Source organism: Kribbella soli (assembly GCF_004331345.1).
GTDB classification, from domain to species: Bacteria; Actinomycetota; Actinomycetes; order Propionibacteriales; family Kribbellaceae; genus Kribbella; species Kribbella soli.
Genome location: NZ_SJJZ01000005.1, coordinates 596,597 through 610,888 on the forward strand (window position 1 = coordinate 596,597; position 14,292 = coordinate 610,888).

A 14,292-nucleotide genomic window follows, 5' to 3' on the forward strand; every position below is an offset into this window, starting at 1 on the left:
TGATGACTCTCACCATCGACATTTTCGTGGGTGACCTGTGGCACGCGCGAGGAAGAGACACCTGATGAGCAACATCCTGAACGAGCTCGACAACTCGAGCAAGCGCGACGACATCCCGGCCTTCCGCGCCGGTGACACCGTGAACGTGCACGTGAAGGTCGTCGAAGGAAACCGGTCCCGCGTCCAGGTGTTCAAGGGTGTCGTGATCCGCCGCCAGGGCGGTGGCCTGCAGGAGACCTTCACGGTCCGCAAGGTCAGCTTCGGCGTCGGCGTCGAGCGGACCTTCCCGCTGCACACCCCGATCGTCGACAAGATCGAGGTCGTGACCCGCGGCGATGTCCGCCGCGCCAAGCTGTACTACCTGCGCGAGCTGCGCGGTAAGGCGGCGAAGATCAAGGAGAAGCGCGAAGTTCCGGCCTCCTGACGCCGCGTAGCGACGACGGTCACCTATGGCGCCGAGCACTGCGACTCGCGCTCGCCCTCGACCGGTATCCAAGAGGGCACGTCGCAGCAAGGGACGTCACCGCAGGCTGAAGCAGCGGAATCCGCTGCTCAGCCTGCTCGTCGAGATGAGCACCGTCACGGTGCTCGCGCTCGTCATCACGGTGGTCCTGCGGCTGTTCGTCGCCGAGGCGTTCTACGTCCCGTCGGAGTCGATGTACGACACCCTGACGAAGGACGACCGGATCCTCGCCGAGAAGATCAGCTACCTGCACCGCGACGTCGACCGCGGTGACATCATCGTCTTCAAGGACCCGGACAACTGGCTGAACGAGGAAGAGGTCCAGCCGGGCACGGTGCGCCGGATCGGTGAGTTCGTCGGCATTCTGCCGCGCAGCGGCGAGGGTCACCTGGTGAAGCGGGTGATCGGCATCGGCGGCGACCGGGTGATCTGCTGCAACAAGCAGGGCCAGATCACCGTCAACGGCATCCCGCTCGACGAGCGGGAGTACCTTCTGAAGGACGCCAAGCCGTCCGAGCTGCCCTTCAACGTGCTGGTTCCGGCCGGTCATCTGTGGGTGATGGGTGACAACCGGGCCGAGTCCGCCGATTCCCGCGCCCACATGGGCGGCCCCGGCGGCGGATTCGTGCCGGTCGAGAACGTGGTTGGCCGGGCCTGTTGCGTAATCTGGCCGTCTGACCGGATGACGATGCTGCGTCCTCCGGAAACCTTCAAGAAGCCGGGGCTGAAGAAGTGACCGATATACCGACCAAGACGGACAGCAAACCTGCCCACCGCTCGGGCTTCGCGGCGGCCGCCCGCGAGTTCGTGCTGATCGTGGTCGGTGCCCTGATCGTTTCCTCGATCCTGCGGGCGTTCGTCGGGCAGATGTTCATCATCCCGAGCGAGTCGATGGAGAACACCCTGCTGGTCGGTGACCGGGTCGTGGTGGAGAAGCTCACCGACGTCAAGCGCGGTGACGTGGTCGTGTTCGAGGACCCGGGCGGCTGGCTCGGCGCCGAGGAGAGCGGCCAGAAGCGCGGCTCGATCGGCAGGTTCTTCGAGATCGTCGGTCTGCTGCCGGACTCCAGCCACGGCCACCTGATCAAGCGCCTCGTCGGTATGCCCGGCGACAAGGTCGCCTGCTGCGACGCGAAGGGCCGGCTGCTCGTGAACGGCCAGCCGCTCGACGAGACCAGCTACCTGTATCCGGGCGACGCGCCGTCCCAGATGGACTTCCAGGTCACCGTCCCGGCCGGCCGGATCTTCGTGATGGGCGACCACCGGTCCGCCTCGGGGGACTCCCGCGTGCACCTGCAGGACCTCGACGCGAACGGCGGCAACCAGGGCGACGCGGCATTCGTTCCGCTCGACAAGGTCACCGGGCGGGCGATCATGATCGTCTGGCCGGCGGGTCGCTGGGGCAAACTCGGCGTACCGGACACGTTCAAGGCGGTCCCGGCGGCCGGTCCGGCGCCGGACAAACCCTCGATATCCCTCACGCCACCACCCAAGTAACCGTTCTGTCGCCTCGGACGCCTAGGGTGAGTTGTGTGATGCGGAGGGCTGGATGAGCGCGTTGCCGCGCGGGAGCACGGTACGGCGGGACGCCGGGCTGTACGGGTACGAGCGAGCCCTGCGCCGCGTCGGCCTGGACCCGATCGCCGGTGTCGACGAGGCCGGTCGCGGACCGTGCGCGGGGCCGCTGGTGGCTGCCGCGGTGATCCTGCCGGAGGGCAAGCGCGGTCAGATCCCGGGACTGGCCGACTCGAAGCTGCTCACCGCGAAGGCGCGGGAGCGCTGCTACGAAGAGGTCCGCAAGCGTGCCCTGGCCTGGTCGGTGGTGTCCATCGAGGCGGACGAGTGCGACCGGCTCGGCATGCACGTCGCGAACGTGCAGGCGCTCCGCCGGGCGCTGTTCCGGCTCGACGTGCGGCCGTCGTACGTGCTGACCGACGGCTTCGGTGTCGACGGTCTCGGCGTACCGGGCCTGGCGATGTGGAAGGGCGACCGGGTGGCCGCCTGCATCTCTGCCGCGTCAGTGATCGCAAAGGTGACCCGGGATCGGGTGATGGAGCACTGGGACAAGGTGTACCCGCAGTACGGGTTCGGGATCCACAAGGGGTACTGCACCCCTGAACACCAGGCGGCACTGGACGAATACGGCCCGTGCCCACAACATCGACGGCGGTTTGAGAATGTCCGCCGCAGTCTGCGGCCCGTTATGGGACAGAATGTGACCAGTCCCACCGGAGTGGAGAGCCAGGCATGAGCGCTGACGACCTCGAGAAGTACGAGACCGATATGGAGCTGCAGCTCTATCGGGAGTACAAGGACGTCGTCGGGATCTTCAAGTACGTCGTGGAGACCGAGCGGCGCTTCTACCTGTGCAACGCGGTCGACCTCAAGGTCCGCACCGAGGGCGGCGACGTGTACTTCGAGGTGACGATGGCGGACGCCTGGGTCTGGGACGTGTACCGATCCGCCCGCTTCGTCAAGAACGCCAAGGTCGTCACCTTCCGCGACGTCAACATCGAGGAACTCGCCAAGTCCGACCTGGAAGTCCCGAAGGACTCCGACTTCGGCCGCTGACGCTGTCCACAGGCGGGCGGTTTTCCACATTCTGAAGGCGAGGTCCGTTTCCGAGGCCTGATCCCGGCATCTTCTCTGCCGGAGGTGGTCATCGATGCGGACCAGGAACACCGTCGGACGGTACGGCGAGGATCTCGCCGCGAGGTATCTCAGCACCCACGGTTTCGCCGTGCTCGAGCGCAACTGGCGCTGCGAGTTCGGCGAGATCGACATCGTCGCGCGCGAAGGCGACACACTCGTCGTCTGTGAGGTGAAGACCCGGCGCGGGCTGAACTACGGCACCCCGCTGGAGTCGATCACCTACCGGAAGCTCGCCACGCTCCGGAGGCTGGCCGGCCGCTGGCTGCAGACCCATCAGCTCAGACCGGCCGAGATCCGGATCGACGTCATCTCGATCCTGTTCGACCACAACACGCCACCGACCGTGGACCACGTGCGAGGTGCGATCTGATGGCCCTCGCACACACCTGGTCCGTTGCCCTGGTCGGTCTGGAGGGCCACCTCGTCGAGATCGAGGCCGACATCGCCCAGGGCCTGCCGAAGACGACCCTGATCGGCCTTCCCGACACGTCCCTGTCCGAAGCCCGCGACCGCGTCCGTGCCGCTGTCGTGAACAGCGGCGAGCGATTCCCCGATCGCAAGGTCACGATCGGCCTGTCACCCGCCACCCTGCCCAAGACCGGCTCGCACTACGACGTCGCCATCGCCCTCAGCCTGCTCACCGCGGCCGGCGCGGTCGATCCCGGCGCACTCCGCCGTACGGCGATCATCGGCGAACTGGGCCTCGACGGCCGCATCCGCGAGGTCCGCGGCGCACTCGCGATGACATTGGCCGCGTCCCGAGCCGGCTTCGACCGCATCGTCGTCCCCGACCTCAACGTCGGCGAGGCCCGCCTGGTCCCCGGCATCGAGGTGTACGGCGCTCGCTCGCTGCGCCAGGTTCTCGCCCTGCTTCGCGGCACCGAGATCCCCGACGAAGCACCACCGCGCGCCGAGCCGCGCCTGGTGTCCGAATCGCTGATCCGGGTGCCGGGGGTCGATCTCGACGACATCATCGGCCAGCACGAGGGCCGACGCGCGATCGAGGCCGCAGCCGCCGGCGGCCACCACCTGTTCCTGCACGGCCCACCGGGCTCCGGCAAGACCATGCTCGCCGAGCGCCTCGCGGGACTGATGCCGGACCTCGGCACGGATGACTCGCTGGAAGTCTCAGCCGTGCACTCACTCGCCGGATTGCTCACCAACGACGCCGAGCTGGTCCGCCGGCCGCCATTCATCGCTCCGCACCACACGGCGTCACTGGCCAGCCTGGTCGGCGGTGGCAGTGGCGTGCCGAGACCTGGCGCTATCAGCTGCGCGCACCGCGGCGTCCTCTTCATCGACGAGGCGCCCGAAATGCATCCGCTGACCCTCGACACCCTCCGGCAGCCGCTCGAGTCGGGATTCGTCGAGCTCCACCGGGCCGCAGCCGTTGCCAAGTTCCCCGCCCGCTTCATGCTCGTCCTCGCCGCCAACCCTTGTCCCTGCGGCCTGTCCGGCACGAACCAAGGCATCTGCAGCTGCACACCCCAGCACCTGGCGCGGTACCGCCAGCGGATCAGCGGCCCGATCAAGGACCGCCTGGACATCCAGCGCCAGATCCTGCCGGCCGCCCGTACCGTCACCGACGGCCAACCTGTGGAGTCGACCGCCGTCGTCGCCACTCGTGTCCGGGCCGCCCGCGATCGCCAGACGCACCGCTACCGCGAGACCGCCTGGACTCTTAACAGCCAGATCCCCGGCCCGGTGCTGCGCCGCGAACACCCGCTGGACGACGCCAGCCAACAACTCCTGGAAGACCACTACGCCGCCGGCCGCCTCACCGCCCGAGGTTTCGACCGCGTAGTCCGCCTCGCCTGGACCTTGACTGACCTAGCCGGCGCCACCATCCCCACAGTCGACCAAACCCACGAAGCCTTCCAGCTCCGCTCAGGCGAGCCCCTAACCCAACTAGCCGACCTCCGCCCCCTCAAAGGACCCACCCAATGACCCCCACCTACGCACTAACGACCGAAGGTTCTGGCTCCGGGAGAGGAACGGACGATTGCGAGTCGGTTGCTGGTGGCAACGGAGATGAGGAGCGTCTGGCTCGCGCGGGTCTGTCCCGGGTGGTCGAGCCGGGTGACCTCGCCGCGCTCAAGACGTTCGACGGCCTGCCCCCGTTGGAGATCTGGGACCGTCTCCAGCACAACGCCCCTGGCCTGGAGCGTTGGTCCACCCGACTCGCCACGGCCGACCCCCACCGAGATCTGGAGCGAGCCGCGGCCGCCGGCGCACGGTTCGTGATCCCCGGCGACGACGAATGGCCGGCCGAGGTCGAAGTCCTCGAAGAAGCCGGTCAGTTGACCCGCCGCGCCGGCGTACCGTTCGGCCTCTGGGTCCGCGGCCGCGCGAACCTCCGCGACGCCGTGACCCGAGCCGTCGCGATCGTCGGCGCCCGCGCCTGCTCGTCGTACGGCGAACACGTATCCGCCGAACTGTCCTCCGGCCTCTCCGACAACGGCCTGACCATCGTCTCCGGTGGCGCCTACGGCATCGACGCGGCCGCCCACCGCGGAGCCCTCGCAGCCGCCGGCGTAACGATCGCGGTCCTCGCCTGCGGCGTGGACGTCAGCTACCCGAAACGCAACTCCGCCTTGCTCAGCCGCATCGCCGAGGACGGCCTCGTCGTCGCCGAACTCCCGCCTAGCTGCGCCCCGACCAAGCTCCGGTTCCTCGCCCGCAACCGACTGATAGCCGCCATCACCCAAGGCACCGTCGTCATCGAAGCCGCAGTACGCAGCGGCGCCCTCAACACCGCCGGCTGGGCCGAACAATGCGGCCGCCCCGTCCTCGCCGTCCCCGGCCCGATCACCTCGCGCATGTCCGCCGGCAGCCACCTACTGGTCCGCGAACGCAACGCCGTCCTGGCCACCAACGTCGCCGACATCATCGAAGCAATCTCGCCCTTCGGCACGAACCTCACCCAGCCCCCGAGAGCCGCCCCAACCCTCACCGACACCCTCGACCCCGACCTCCAACGAACCCTGGACGCCGTCCCGGTCCACAACCCAGCCCCCGCCGACCGCATCGCCGGCACCGCAGGCCTGGACCTCCCCACCACCCAACAATGCCTACAAACCCTCGCCACCCTGACCCTCATAACCCAAACCCCCACCGGCTGGCGCCTACCACCCACCCCACCGCCGCGGTCCCCGTGACAACCACGGGCCCAACACAACGAAACCACCTTCAGCCGTTCGGATCTGGTCAGGAATCGAGAAGCAAGCCGCAGCCTGGCTCCCTAGGTTGGAGACATGACAACTCTTCACAGTGTGGTTCTGGAAGTCGCTGACCGTGCGTCGGCAGAGCGGTTTCTCACGGATGCCTTCGGGCTGAGTGGGCAGGTGCGGGTGCGTGAGTCGAGCGCGGAAACGACTGGTTTTCGTGACTTCACGTTGTCGTTGACGGTGGCTCAGCCGAGTACGGTGAGCAGCCTCTTCGAGACGGCGGTGGATGCCGGTGCGACGGTGGTGAAGCCGGTGACCAAGTCGCTGTGGGGGTACGGCGGTGTTGTCCAGGCGCCCGACGGCACGATCTGGAAGGTGGCGACCTCGGCGAAGAAGGACACCGGTCCGGCGACCCGCGCGATCGACTCCGTCGTGCTGCTGCTCGGATGCGCTGATGTTGCCGTGAGCAAGAAATTCTACGTGGACCACGGGGTGGCCGTGGCGAGGAGCTTCGGGCGCAAGTACGTCGAGTTCGCCACCACAGGCCCGATCAAACTGGGACTGTACGGGCGGAAGGCCCTGGCGAAGGACGCCGGCGTACCGATCGACGGCAGCGGGTCGCACCGGATCGCCCTGAGCGGGGACGCGGGCAACTTCGTCGACCCGGACGGATTCGTCTGGGAGCCCATGCCGGCAACGGTTGACGGAGATCTGACGAGCCGATGAGTCGGCGGTCCGGCTATGGGCGCAGGATCTTGGCCATTGGTTTGCCCTTGGCCAGTTCGTCGACGAGTTTGTCGAGGTAGCGGATCTTCTGCATCAGTGGGTCTTCGATGTCTTCGACGCGTACGCCGCAGATGACTCCGGTGATCGACGACGCCTGCGGGTTGATTTGTGCCTCGGCGAAGAAGTCCTCGAAGGTCGTACCCGCCGCCAGGTGATCCTTCAACGCCGCCGGGCCGAAACCGGTCAGCCATTCGATCACCAGATCGAGTTCGGCCTTCGTGCGTCCCTTCTTTTTCGACCTTGGTCACATACAGGGGATACACAGACGCGAAAGTGACGGTAAAGATTCGGCTCATCTGACAAACGTAAGCCTCGCCGGACCACGGCGCGTCAGAGGCCCGCTGGCTCCTGGCGGGTGCTGACGGCCGCGGCGGCAGCTGCGAACCAGCCCACCCGACTTGCCTTGACGATCGGTTCGCCGAGTGTTGAGCGGGTGGCCCGCCCGGTGTGAGACTGCGGAGATGCCTCGGGATCTCGTCGAAGTCGCATGCCGGTGGGTCGACGCGTTGGAACGGGCGGACGTACGGGCGGCGAACGCGGTCAGCGGTCTCGTCGGATGGGATCCAGGTCCGTGGATCGCCGAGGCGTGGCGGCCAAGAGTGGATGAGCTCGCGGGTTCGGACCGGACGGTGAGCAGTGCGCGGCAGGTCAACGACCAGATGGTCCACGTCGTCCTGGTCGGCAACCGTGGACAGGCGTTCGTGAGCGTGGTGCTCGACGAGGCCGCCAAGGTCGTCGGTACGTCGGTCGACGCCGACGAGCAGGACGGACGATTCTGGGTCGTCGTGGGCTGCCCCGAGGAGCGAGAGGACGAGTTGCGCGCGTTCTACTCGATGCTCACCGATGGACGGATCGGGACAGGCGAGGGCCGGATGCGCCCTCCACGCTGGCGCGACCCGGCAAACCCGACGCAGATCCACCTCGACGTGCACGTCGCCGACCTGGAGGCCGCCGAGCACGCGGTGCTGGAGCACGGGGCGACGAAGTTGGAGGACTTCCCCGGCTGGCGCGTGTACGCCGACCCGGTCGGTCATCCGTTCTGCCTGTACCCCGGCCTCACCAAACCCACGGACCGATTCGGCACACTCGCCCGTGTGGTGATCGACTGCGCCGATCCGCTACCGCTGGCCCGGTTCTGGGGCGGCGTGCTGGACATGCCCCGTACGGTCGAAGACTCACCCGACCGGATCGTGATCGCCCGCGACGACGACCGGCTACCGATGCTCGCCCTGCAGCGCGTCCCCGACTACCAACCACCACGCTGGCCCGACCCCGAATACCCGCCCCAGATGCACTTCGACATCGGCGTCGACGACCGGATCGAGAAGGAACGCCTCGCCCTCGGGCTCGGAGGAACACGGCTACCGCCGCAGGGCGGCAGCTGCCCCGTGTACGCCGACCCGGCCGGCCACCCGTTCTGCCTTTGTTACAAGGGCGAATGAGCCGAGCGACGGTCTTCGGCGTCGGCGGGGGTGTTAGTTGCGCATGTGTTTGCCGCGGGTGGGTTTTTGGGGTTGTTGCTGTTCGGGTGGGGTGCGGATGGCGCGGAGTTCGGTGGGGCGGTCGTGGTCGGGGCGGATGGCCTGGAGGCCGCCCGTGCCCGGGTCGGTGTCGCCGAGGTCGAAGTCCCAGCTGTCCTCGTTGGCGAGGCGGCTGTGCCAGCGGCCGTAGAGGCCGTAGATCGCGATGCCGATGACCATCCAGATGCCGAACTTCGTCCACGTGCTGGTCTTCAGGTTCAGCATCAGCCAAACCGTGGCGGCGAGCGACAGCAGCGGGATCAACGGGACCATCGGCACCCGGAAGCCGCGCTCCAGGTTGGGCTCCGAGCGACGCAGCGTGAGGACGCCGACCGCGCAGAACGCGAAGCAGAACAGGGCGCCGATCACCAGCAGCTCCTCGAGCTCGAGGACCTTTGGATAGAGCGTGAGCGCCACCGCGGCGAGGCCTGCGAAGCCGGCGGCGCGGGCGGGGGAGGAGTACACGCGGCTGACCCGACCGAGGCTCTTCGGGAGCAGGCCGTCACGGCCCATGTTGAACAGCACCCGGCTCTGCGCGATGAGGACCACCATGATCACCGTCATCAACGCGAGCAACGCACCCAGGTTGACCACCTTCGCGGCCCACCCGACCCCGACCGCGGCCATTGCTTCGGAGACCGGTGCGCCGCCGCCCAGCTTGCCGTACGGGCGCATGCCGACCAGGACGACCGCCATCGCGATGTAGAGGATCGTCACCGCGCCCACGCCGAGCAGCATGCCCTGCGGGACGGTCTTGCGCGGGCTGCGGGCGTCCTCGGACGCGGTCGCGATCAGGTCGAAGCCGATGTAGGCGAACACGATCGTGCTCGCGGCGGTGAAGATGCCCATGGTCCCGAACGAGCCGAACGACGAGTCCAGGATCCAGCCCAGCAACGTCGGGCTCGCGGTCGCGGGCGCGGCGCGGGCCGGCGGCACGAACGGGTGGTAGTTGTCCATGTTGATGTGGGCGGCACCGACGATCACCACCAGCAGGATCACCGCGACCTTCGCGATCACGACGACGGTCAGCACGCGGGAGGAGAGTTTGGTGCCGGTCACGATCAGCGCGGTCAGGATCAGCAGCAGCAGCGGGGCCACGAGGTTCAATTTGGCCGAGGGACCGAAGAACTGCGCCACTCCGTCAGGCAGTGTCACTCCGAAGCCGTCCAGCGTGGCCAGGAAGTACGCCGACCAGACCCGGGCGACGATCGCCGCCGCGGTGACGAGTTCGAGCACGAGCGCCCAGCCGACCAGCCACGCCCACGCTTCGCCGAAGGTGACGTAGCTGAACGTGTACGCGCTACCGGAAACCGGGATGGTGGACGACAGTTCGGCGTAACAGGCCGCGGCCAGCAGACAGACGATCGCGGCGATGACGAACGACAGGATCACTGCCGGTCCGGCGACATTTGCCGCCTGCACGCCGCTGATGCTGAAAATGCCGGAGCCGATCATCACGCCCAGGCCAAGTACAACCAGGTCGCGACGACCGAACAAACGCGGCAGACGGTGCCGCGCGTCCTCGACTCGAGTGAACGCCGACTCGACCGGCAGGCGCCGGCCTACGGTCTGTCCGTTCGCTGAGGGGGCCATGGTCAGGGGTGCCTCCGTTGCTACTAGGGCAATCGGGCCGAACAGTAGTCGACCGTTGGGCTATCGACCAGCCCTCCTCTCCTCGGTCTCCGCGCGGTGGCTTGCGATGCAGGGCCACCTCACGCATCGTCGAGGTATGACGCCGGACGAAGTCAGCGGAAACCGTTCCTGGCCGGAAGGTTTCGCTGTGTTACTGGCTGACTACGAAAGGCATCTGACGGCGGAAAGAGACCTCAGCACTCACTCGGTGAGAGCCTACATCGGAGATGTCGCGGATTTACTCGAACATTTGATTCGGCTTGGTCACGATGATCTCGGGCAGTTGGATATCCGGAGCCTGCGGTCATGGTTGGCCAAACAGCAAAGTCTCGGGAAATCCCGCAGCACGATGGCCCGCCGGGCGACGGCCGCAAGGGTGTTCACCGCCTGGGCGCAGCGGACCGGGCGGATCAGTACGGATCCCGGGGCGTTGCTGGCCAGTCCGAAGGCGCACAAGAGCCTCCCGGGCGTACTCGGTCAGGCCGATACCCGCGCGGTGCTCGACGCCGCAGCGGTCGCGGCGGACGACGGCAGTCCGGTCGGGCTGCGTGACCTCGCGATCATGGAACTGCTCTACGCGACCGGGATCCGGGTCGGCGAGCTGTGCGCTCTCGACGTCGACGACATCGACGACTCGCGCCGCGTCGTACGGGTCTTCGGCAAAGGGCGGAAGGAGCGGTCGGTCCCGTACGGAGTACCGGCTGGGCAGGCGGTCGAGCGGTGGCTGGTCGAGGCGCGGCCGAAGTTGGCGCGTGAAGGGAGTGGGCCTGCGGCCTTTCTCGGGGCGCGTGGCGGCCGGATCGATCAGCGGGCGGTACGGCGGATGGTGCATGAGCGGATCGCTGTCGTCGACGCACCGGATCTCGCGCCGCACGGTCTGCGCCACACGGCGGCCACGCATCTGCTGGAAGGTGGAGCGGACCTGAGGAGCGTGCAGGAGCTCCTGGGGCACGCGTCGCTCGCGACCACCCAGGTCTACACCCATGTCTCCACGGATCGTCTCCGTCAGGCCTACCAGCAGGCCCACCCCAGGGCATGACACTGGCAGGGGATGCGGCGCGTGGGTGCCAGGATGCGGCAGACTGCGGGACATGCGGGTTTCGGCGAAGTCTGACTATGCGTTGCGAGCTCTGATCGAGATCACCCAGCGGTGGGTGGCCGGCGATGCTGCTGTGGTGTCGGCCGAGGAGCTGAGCCGGGCGCAGGGCATTCCGCACGGCTTCCTGCAGGGCATCCTGGCCGATCTGCGGCGCGCCGGCGTCCTGTCCAGCCAGCGTGGACAGTCGGGTGGCTGGCGGCTGGCCGTCGACCCCAACGAGATCTCCGTCGCCGACGTGATGCGCGCGGTCGACGGCCCGATCGTGAGCATCTCGGGCGTCCGGCCGGAGAGCGTCTCGTACAACGAGCACGCGGTCGTCCTGCAGCGGGTCTGGATCGCCGCCCGCGCGAGCCTCCGGGACGTACTCGAGAACACCACGCTGATCGACCTCGCCAAGAACAAGCTCCCGGCCGGCGTCGAGCGCCGCTCGCGGGACGAGGACGCCTGGCAGGCCCGGGTTCCGGGCAGCTGAGCCCGTGTTACAGTCGTGACTTATATAAGTCGCGACTGTAGGAGATGAGTGATGCAGCAGATCAAGACGTTCCTCATGTTCGAGGGCGGCGCGGAGCAGGCGATGACCTTCTACCTGTCGCTGTTCAAGGACGCCGAGGTCGTGTCGATGGTCAAGTACGGCGCCGACGGGCCGGGTCCCGAGGGGTCTGTGACGGTGGCCGTGTTCCGGCTGGCCGGGCAGCAGTTCATGTGCAGCGACAGCTATCAGCACCATGGCTTCACCTTCACTCCTTCGATGTCGCTGTTCGTGGACTGTGCGGACGAGGCGGAACTCGACCGGCTGTACGGCGCGCTGGTCGAGGGCGGGGGCGCGTTGATGCCGCTGGGTGACTACGGGTTCAGCAAGAAGTTCGGGTGGGTCAACGACCGGTACGGGGTGTCGTGGCAGTTGAACCTGCCGCACGAGTAAGGCTCATTCGCGTCTGATCAGCAGGCCGGCGGTGAGTGTCAGGGCTGCGGTGGCGGCGATGACGAGCTTGGCCGCGCGCCGGTTGCTGTCCGGCGGGACCTCGGATGCCGGGTCAGGCGACAGATCAGGCGACGTGCCGCGTGGTGCTTGCCCGGCTGATCGGGTCCGTTCTTCGGTGAGTGGGAGCAGGCGGACGGGGCGGTTGGGGAGCAGGGTCAGGGGGTTGAGGTACTGCTTGCCCTGGAGCAGGCCCCAGTGCAGGCAGGATCTGGGCAGGCAGTGCGAGCCCGCGGCGGACAGGCGGCCGATGACGGTGCCGGTCTTGACGGTGGCTCCGACCGAGACCTCGGGGATGACCGGTTCATACGTCGTACGGAGGGGGCCGGTGGTGATCGTGATGACGCCACGGCCGGCGAGTGCACCGGCGTACGTGATCGTGCCTGGGGTGGCTGCGAGGACGGGTTGGCCGGGGTGGCCGGCGAGGTCGACGCCGCGATGGCCGGGCAGCCAGGGTTTCGCGGGCAGCTCGAAGCCGCGCACGACGTCCGGGCGGGGTTGGAGCGGCCAGGCCGCGATGGCCTGCAGCGGTGGGCTGGGTGTGGGTGGCGGGGGCGGGGCGGCGAGGGGGAGCAGGGCGAGGTTCATGCCAGGGAAGATGCCGGTTTCGGGGTGGCTGTGGACCGGCGATCGCGGAATTGTGGACAACCGGGGCCGGTTCGCGTCGGGTGCTGGTGGTCCCGTACACTTCCGGTGGCGCCCCATGTGAATGGGGCGACTACGCATGCCCGCACAAGTGCGGCGTTCCAGCGGTCCCGGAGCTGTCCGGGCGGACCGGCGCGACGGGCATCAGGAGCTGCGGATCACCCGATCCGACGCGAGACAACCGAGTAGACCCGGACGCATCAGCCGGGTCGCCAAAGGAGACCACCTCATGGCCGTCGTGACCATGAAGCAGCTGCTCGAGAGCGGCGTGCACTTCGGGCACCAGACCCGGCGCTGGAACCCCAAGATGAAGCGCTACATCCTCACCGAGCGCAACGGCATCTACATCATCGACCTGCAGCAGTCGCTGTCCTACATCGACCGCGCGTACGAGTTCGTGCGTAGCACCGTGGCGTCCGGCGGGGCGATCCTGTTCGTCGGCACCAAGAAGCAGGCCCAGGAAGCGATCGCCGAGCAGGCGACGCGCGTCGGGATGCCGTACGTGAACCAGCGCTGGCTGGGCGGCATGCTGACGAACTTCCAGACGGTGAACAAGCGGCTGCAGCGGCTCAAGGAGCTCGAGCTCATCGACTTCGACGACGTCGCCGCCTCCGGTGTCACCAAGAAGGAGCTGCTGCAGAAGCGTCGCGAGCACGACAAGCTGCTCAAGACCCTCGGCGGTATCCGCGACATGGCCCGGGTTCCGGCCGCCGTGTGGATCGTGGACACCAAGAAGGAGCACCTCGCCGTCGACGAGGCGCGCAAGCTGAAGCTGCCGATCATCGGCATCCTGGACACCAACTGCGACCCGGACGAGGTCGACTACCCGATTCCGGGGAACGACGACGCGATCCGCTCGGTCGGCCTGCTCACGCGGGTCGTCGCCGACGCCGTCGCCGACGGCCTGATGGGCCGCTCCGGCCAGGGCGCCGCCGCCGCCGGCGAGGAGCTGGGCCAGGAAGAGCCGATGGCCGCCTGGGAGCGCGAGCTGCTGGAGAGCCAGAACGGCACCGCCAAGGCCACCGAGACCGCCAAGGCCGCTGAGGCTGCCCCGGTGGCTGAGGCTGCCCCGGCTGCTGAGGTCACCGAGGCCGCTCCGGCCGCTGAGGTCACCGAGGCCGCTCCGGCCGCTGAGGTCACCGAGGCCGCTCCGGCTGCCGAGGAGGTCCTGACCGAGCCGGTCGCGACCGACGCCGAGGTCACCGAGGCGAAGAAGGACGACGACGCCCCGAAGGCCGACGAGGCCTGACAGCCCGCTGATGCCGCCCGGGTCGATCCCGGGCGGCACCAGCTGCCGCGGCCCGACCGCCGGCGCTGCCCGCCCACCCAGCCGCATCAGAACAAGACGA

Annotated in this window: 17 protein-coding genes; 14 read left to right on the top strand and 3 right to left on the bottom strand. The window is 68.0% G+C overall.

Features of this window, described 5'->3' with window-relative positions; genetic code table 11:
- The first annotated feature begins 64 nt into the window (after positions 1 to 64).
- The 9 genes from rplS to E0H45_RS38595 all read left to right on the top strand — a co-directional run bounded on the left by rplS (position 65) and on the right by E0H45_RS38595 (position 7,008).
- Complete coding sequence (rplS, locus tag E0H45_RS38555) at positions 65 to 424, top strand: 50S ribosomal protein L19 (protein WP_131347039.1); 360 nt, start codon at positions 65 to 67, stop codon at positions 422 to 424.
- 145 nt (positions 425 to 569) lie between these two features.
- Positions 570 to 1,199: a signal peptidase I gene (gene lepB / locus E0H45_RS38560; protein WP_238155636.1), complete on the top strand. Its 630-nt coding sequence runs from the start codon at positions 570 to 572 to the stop codon at positions 1,197 to 1,199.
- Positions 1,196 to 1,960: a signal peptidase I gene (gene lepB, locus E0H45_RS38565; protein ID WP_131347043.1), complete on the top strand. Its 765-nt coding sequence runs from the start codon at positions 1,196 to 1,198 to the stop codon at positions 1,958 to 1,960. Before lepB (E0H45_RS38560) ends, lepB (E0H45_RS38565) begins: the two co-directional genes overlap by 4 nt.
- A gap of 52 nt (positions 1,961 to 2,012) precedes the next feature.
- Positions 2,013 to 2,714 carry a ribonuclease HII gene (locus E0H45_RS38570; protein WP_131347045.1) on the top strand — a complete coding sequence of 234 codons (702 nt, stop codon included), beginning with the start codon at positions 2,013 to 2,015 and terminating at the stop codon, positions 2,712 to 2,714.
- Complete coding sequence (locus E0H45_RS38575) at positions 2,711 to 3,034, top strand: DUF2469 domain-containing protein (RefSeq protein ID WP_012922325.1); 324 nt, start codon at positions 2,711 to 2,713, stop codon at positions 3,032 to 3,034. The genes E0H45_RS38570 and E0H45_RS38575 overlap by 4 nt, the downstream gene beginning before the upstream one ends.
- Positions 3,035 to 3,128: 94 nt before the next feature.
- Complete coding sequence (locus E0H45_RS38580; RefSeq protein ID WP_131347047.1) at positions 3,129 to 3,485, top strand: YraN family protein; 357 nt, start codon at positions 3,129 to 3,131, stop codon at positions 3,483 to 3,485.
- Positions 3,485 to 5,062 (top strand): YifB family Mg chelatase-like AAA ATPase, encoded by a 1,578-nt coding sequence (locus tag E0H45_RS38585; RefSeq protein WP_131347049.1) that lies wholly within the window; start codon positions 3,485 to 3,487, stop codon positions 5,060 to 5,062. Before E0H45_RS38580 ends, E0H45_RS38585 begins: the two co-directional genes overlap by 1 nt.
- 119 nt (positions 5,063 to 5,181) lie before the next feature.
- Complete coding sequence (dprA, locus tag E0H45_RS38590; RefSeq protein WP_238155637.1) at positions 5,182 to 6,273, top strand: DNA-processing protein DprA; 1,092 nt, start codon at positions 5,182 to 5,184, stop codon at positions 6,271 to 6,273.
- Positions 6,274 to 6,369: 96 nt separating this feature from the next.
- Positions 6,370 to 7,008: a VOC family protein gene (locus E0H45_RS38595; RefSeq protein ID WP_131347053.1), complete on the top strand. Its 639-nt coding sequence runs from the start codon at positions 6,370 to 6,372 to the stop codon at positions 7,006 to 7,008.
- A 13-nt stretch (positions 7,009 to 7,021) separates the two neighbouring features.
- Here the strand turns inward: E0H45_RS38595 and E0H45_RS38600 are convergent, their stop codons facing one another.
- Entirely contained in the window at positions 7,022 to 7,267 is a 246-nt protein-coding gene (locus E0H45_RS38600; protein ID WP_238155638.1) for a DUF2200 family protein, read from the bottom strand.
- Positions 7,268 to 7,529: 262 nt separating this feature from the next.
- On the opposite strand from E0H45_RS38600, the gene E0H45_RS42715 reads away from it, so the two are divergent.
- The gene (locus E0H45_RS42715; protein ID WP_165546751.1) at positions 7,530 to 8,510 is read left to right on the top strand and encodes a VOC family protein; all 981 of its coding nucleotides are present in this window, start codon (positions 7,530 to 7,532) and stop codon (positions 8,508 to 8,510) included.
- A 33-nt stretch (positions 8,511 to 8,543) separates the two neighbouring features.
- On the opposite strand, the gene E0H45_RS38610 is transcribed toward E0H45_RS42715, so the two are convergent.
- The gene (locus tag E0H45_RS38610; RefSeq protein ID WP_131347055.1) at positions 8,544 to 10,181 is read right to left on the bottom strand and encodes an APC family permease; all 1,638 of its coding nucleotides are present in this window, start codon (positions 10,179 to 10,181) and stop codon (positions 8,544 to 8,546) included.
- Positions 10,182 to 10,317: 136 nt separating this feature from the next.
- Here E0H45_RS38610 and E0H45_RS38615 point away from each other — a divergent pair, with 136 nt between their 5' ends.
- The 3 genes from E0H45_RS38615 to E0H45_RS38625 are packed head-to-tail and all read left to right on the top strand — an operon-like array spanning position 10,318 to position 12,241.
- Positions 10,318 to 11,259 (top strand): tyrosine recombinase XerC, encoded by a 942-nt coding sequence (locus E0H45_RS38615; RefSeq protein WP_131347057.1) that lies wholly within the window; start codon positions 10,318 to 10,320, stop codon positions 11,257 to 11,259.
- Positions 11,260 to 11,311: 52 nt separating this feature from the next.
- Positions 11,312 to 11,791 (top strand): RrF2 family transcriptional regulator, encoded by a 480-nt coding sequence (locus tag E0H45_RS38620; protein ID WP_131291929.1) that lies wholly within the window; start codon positions 11,312 to 11,314, stop codon positions 11,789 to 11,791.
- A 51-nt stretch (positions 11,792 to 11,842) separates the two neighbouring features.
- Positions 11,843 to 12,241, top strand: a complete 399-nt coding sequence (locus E0H45_RS38625) for a VOC family protein (RefSeq protein WP_131347060.1) — start codon at positions 11,843 to 11,845, stop codon at positions 12,239 to 12,241.
- A gap of 3 nt (positions 12,242 to 12,244) precedes the next feature.
- Here E0H45_RS38625 and E0H45_RS38630 read toward each other — a convergent pair whose 3' ends face one another.
- Complete coding sequence (locus tag E0H45_RS38630) at positions 12,245 to 12,886, bottom strand: M23 family metallopeptidase (RefSeq protein WP_131347062.1); 642 nt, start codon at positions 12,884 to 12,886, stop codon at positions 12,245 to 12,247.
- A 286-nt stretch (positions 12,887 to 13,172) separates the two neighbouring features.
- Here E0H45_RS38630 and rpsB point away from each other — a divergent pair, with 286 nt between their 5' ends.
- The gene (gene rpsB / locus E0H45_RS38635; RefSeq protein WP_131347064.1) at positions 13,173 to 14,192 is read left to right on the top strand and encodes a 30S ribosomal protein S2; all 1,020 of its coding nucleotides are present in this window, start codon (positions 13,173 to 13,175) and stop codon (positions 14,190 to 14,192) included.
- Positions 14,193 to 14,292 lie beyond the last annotated feature (100 nt).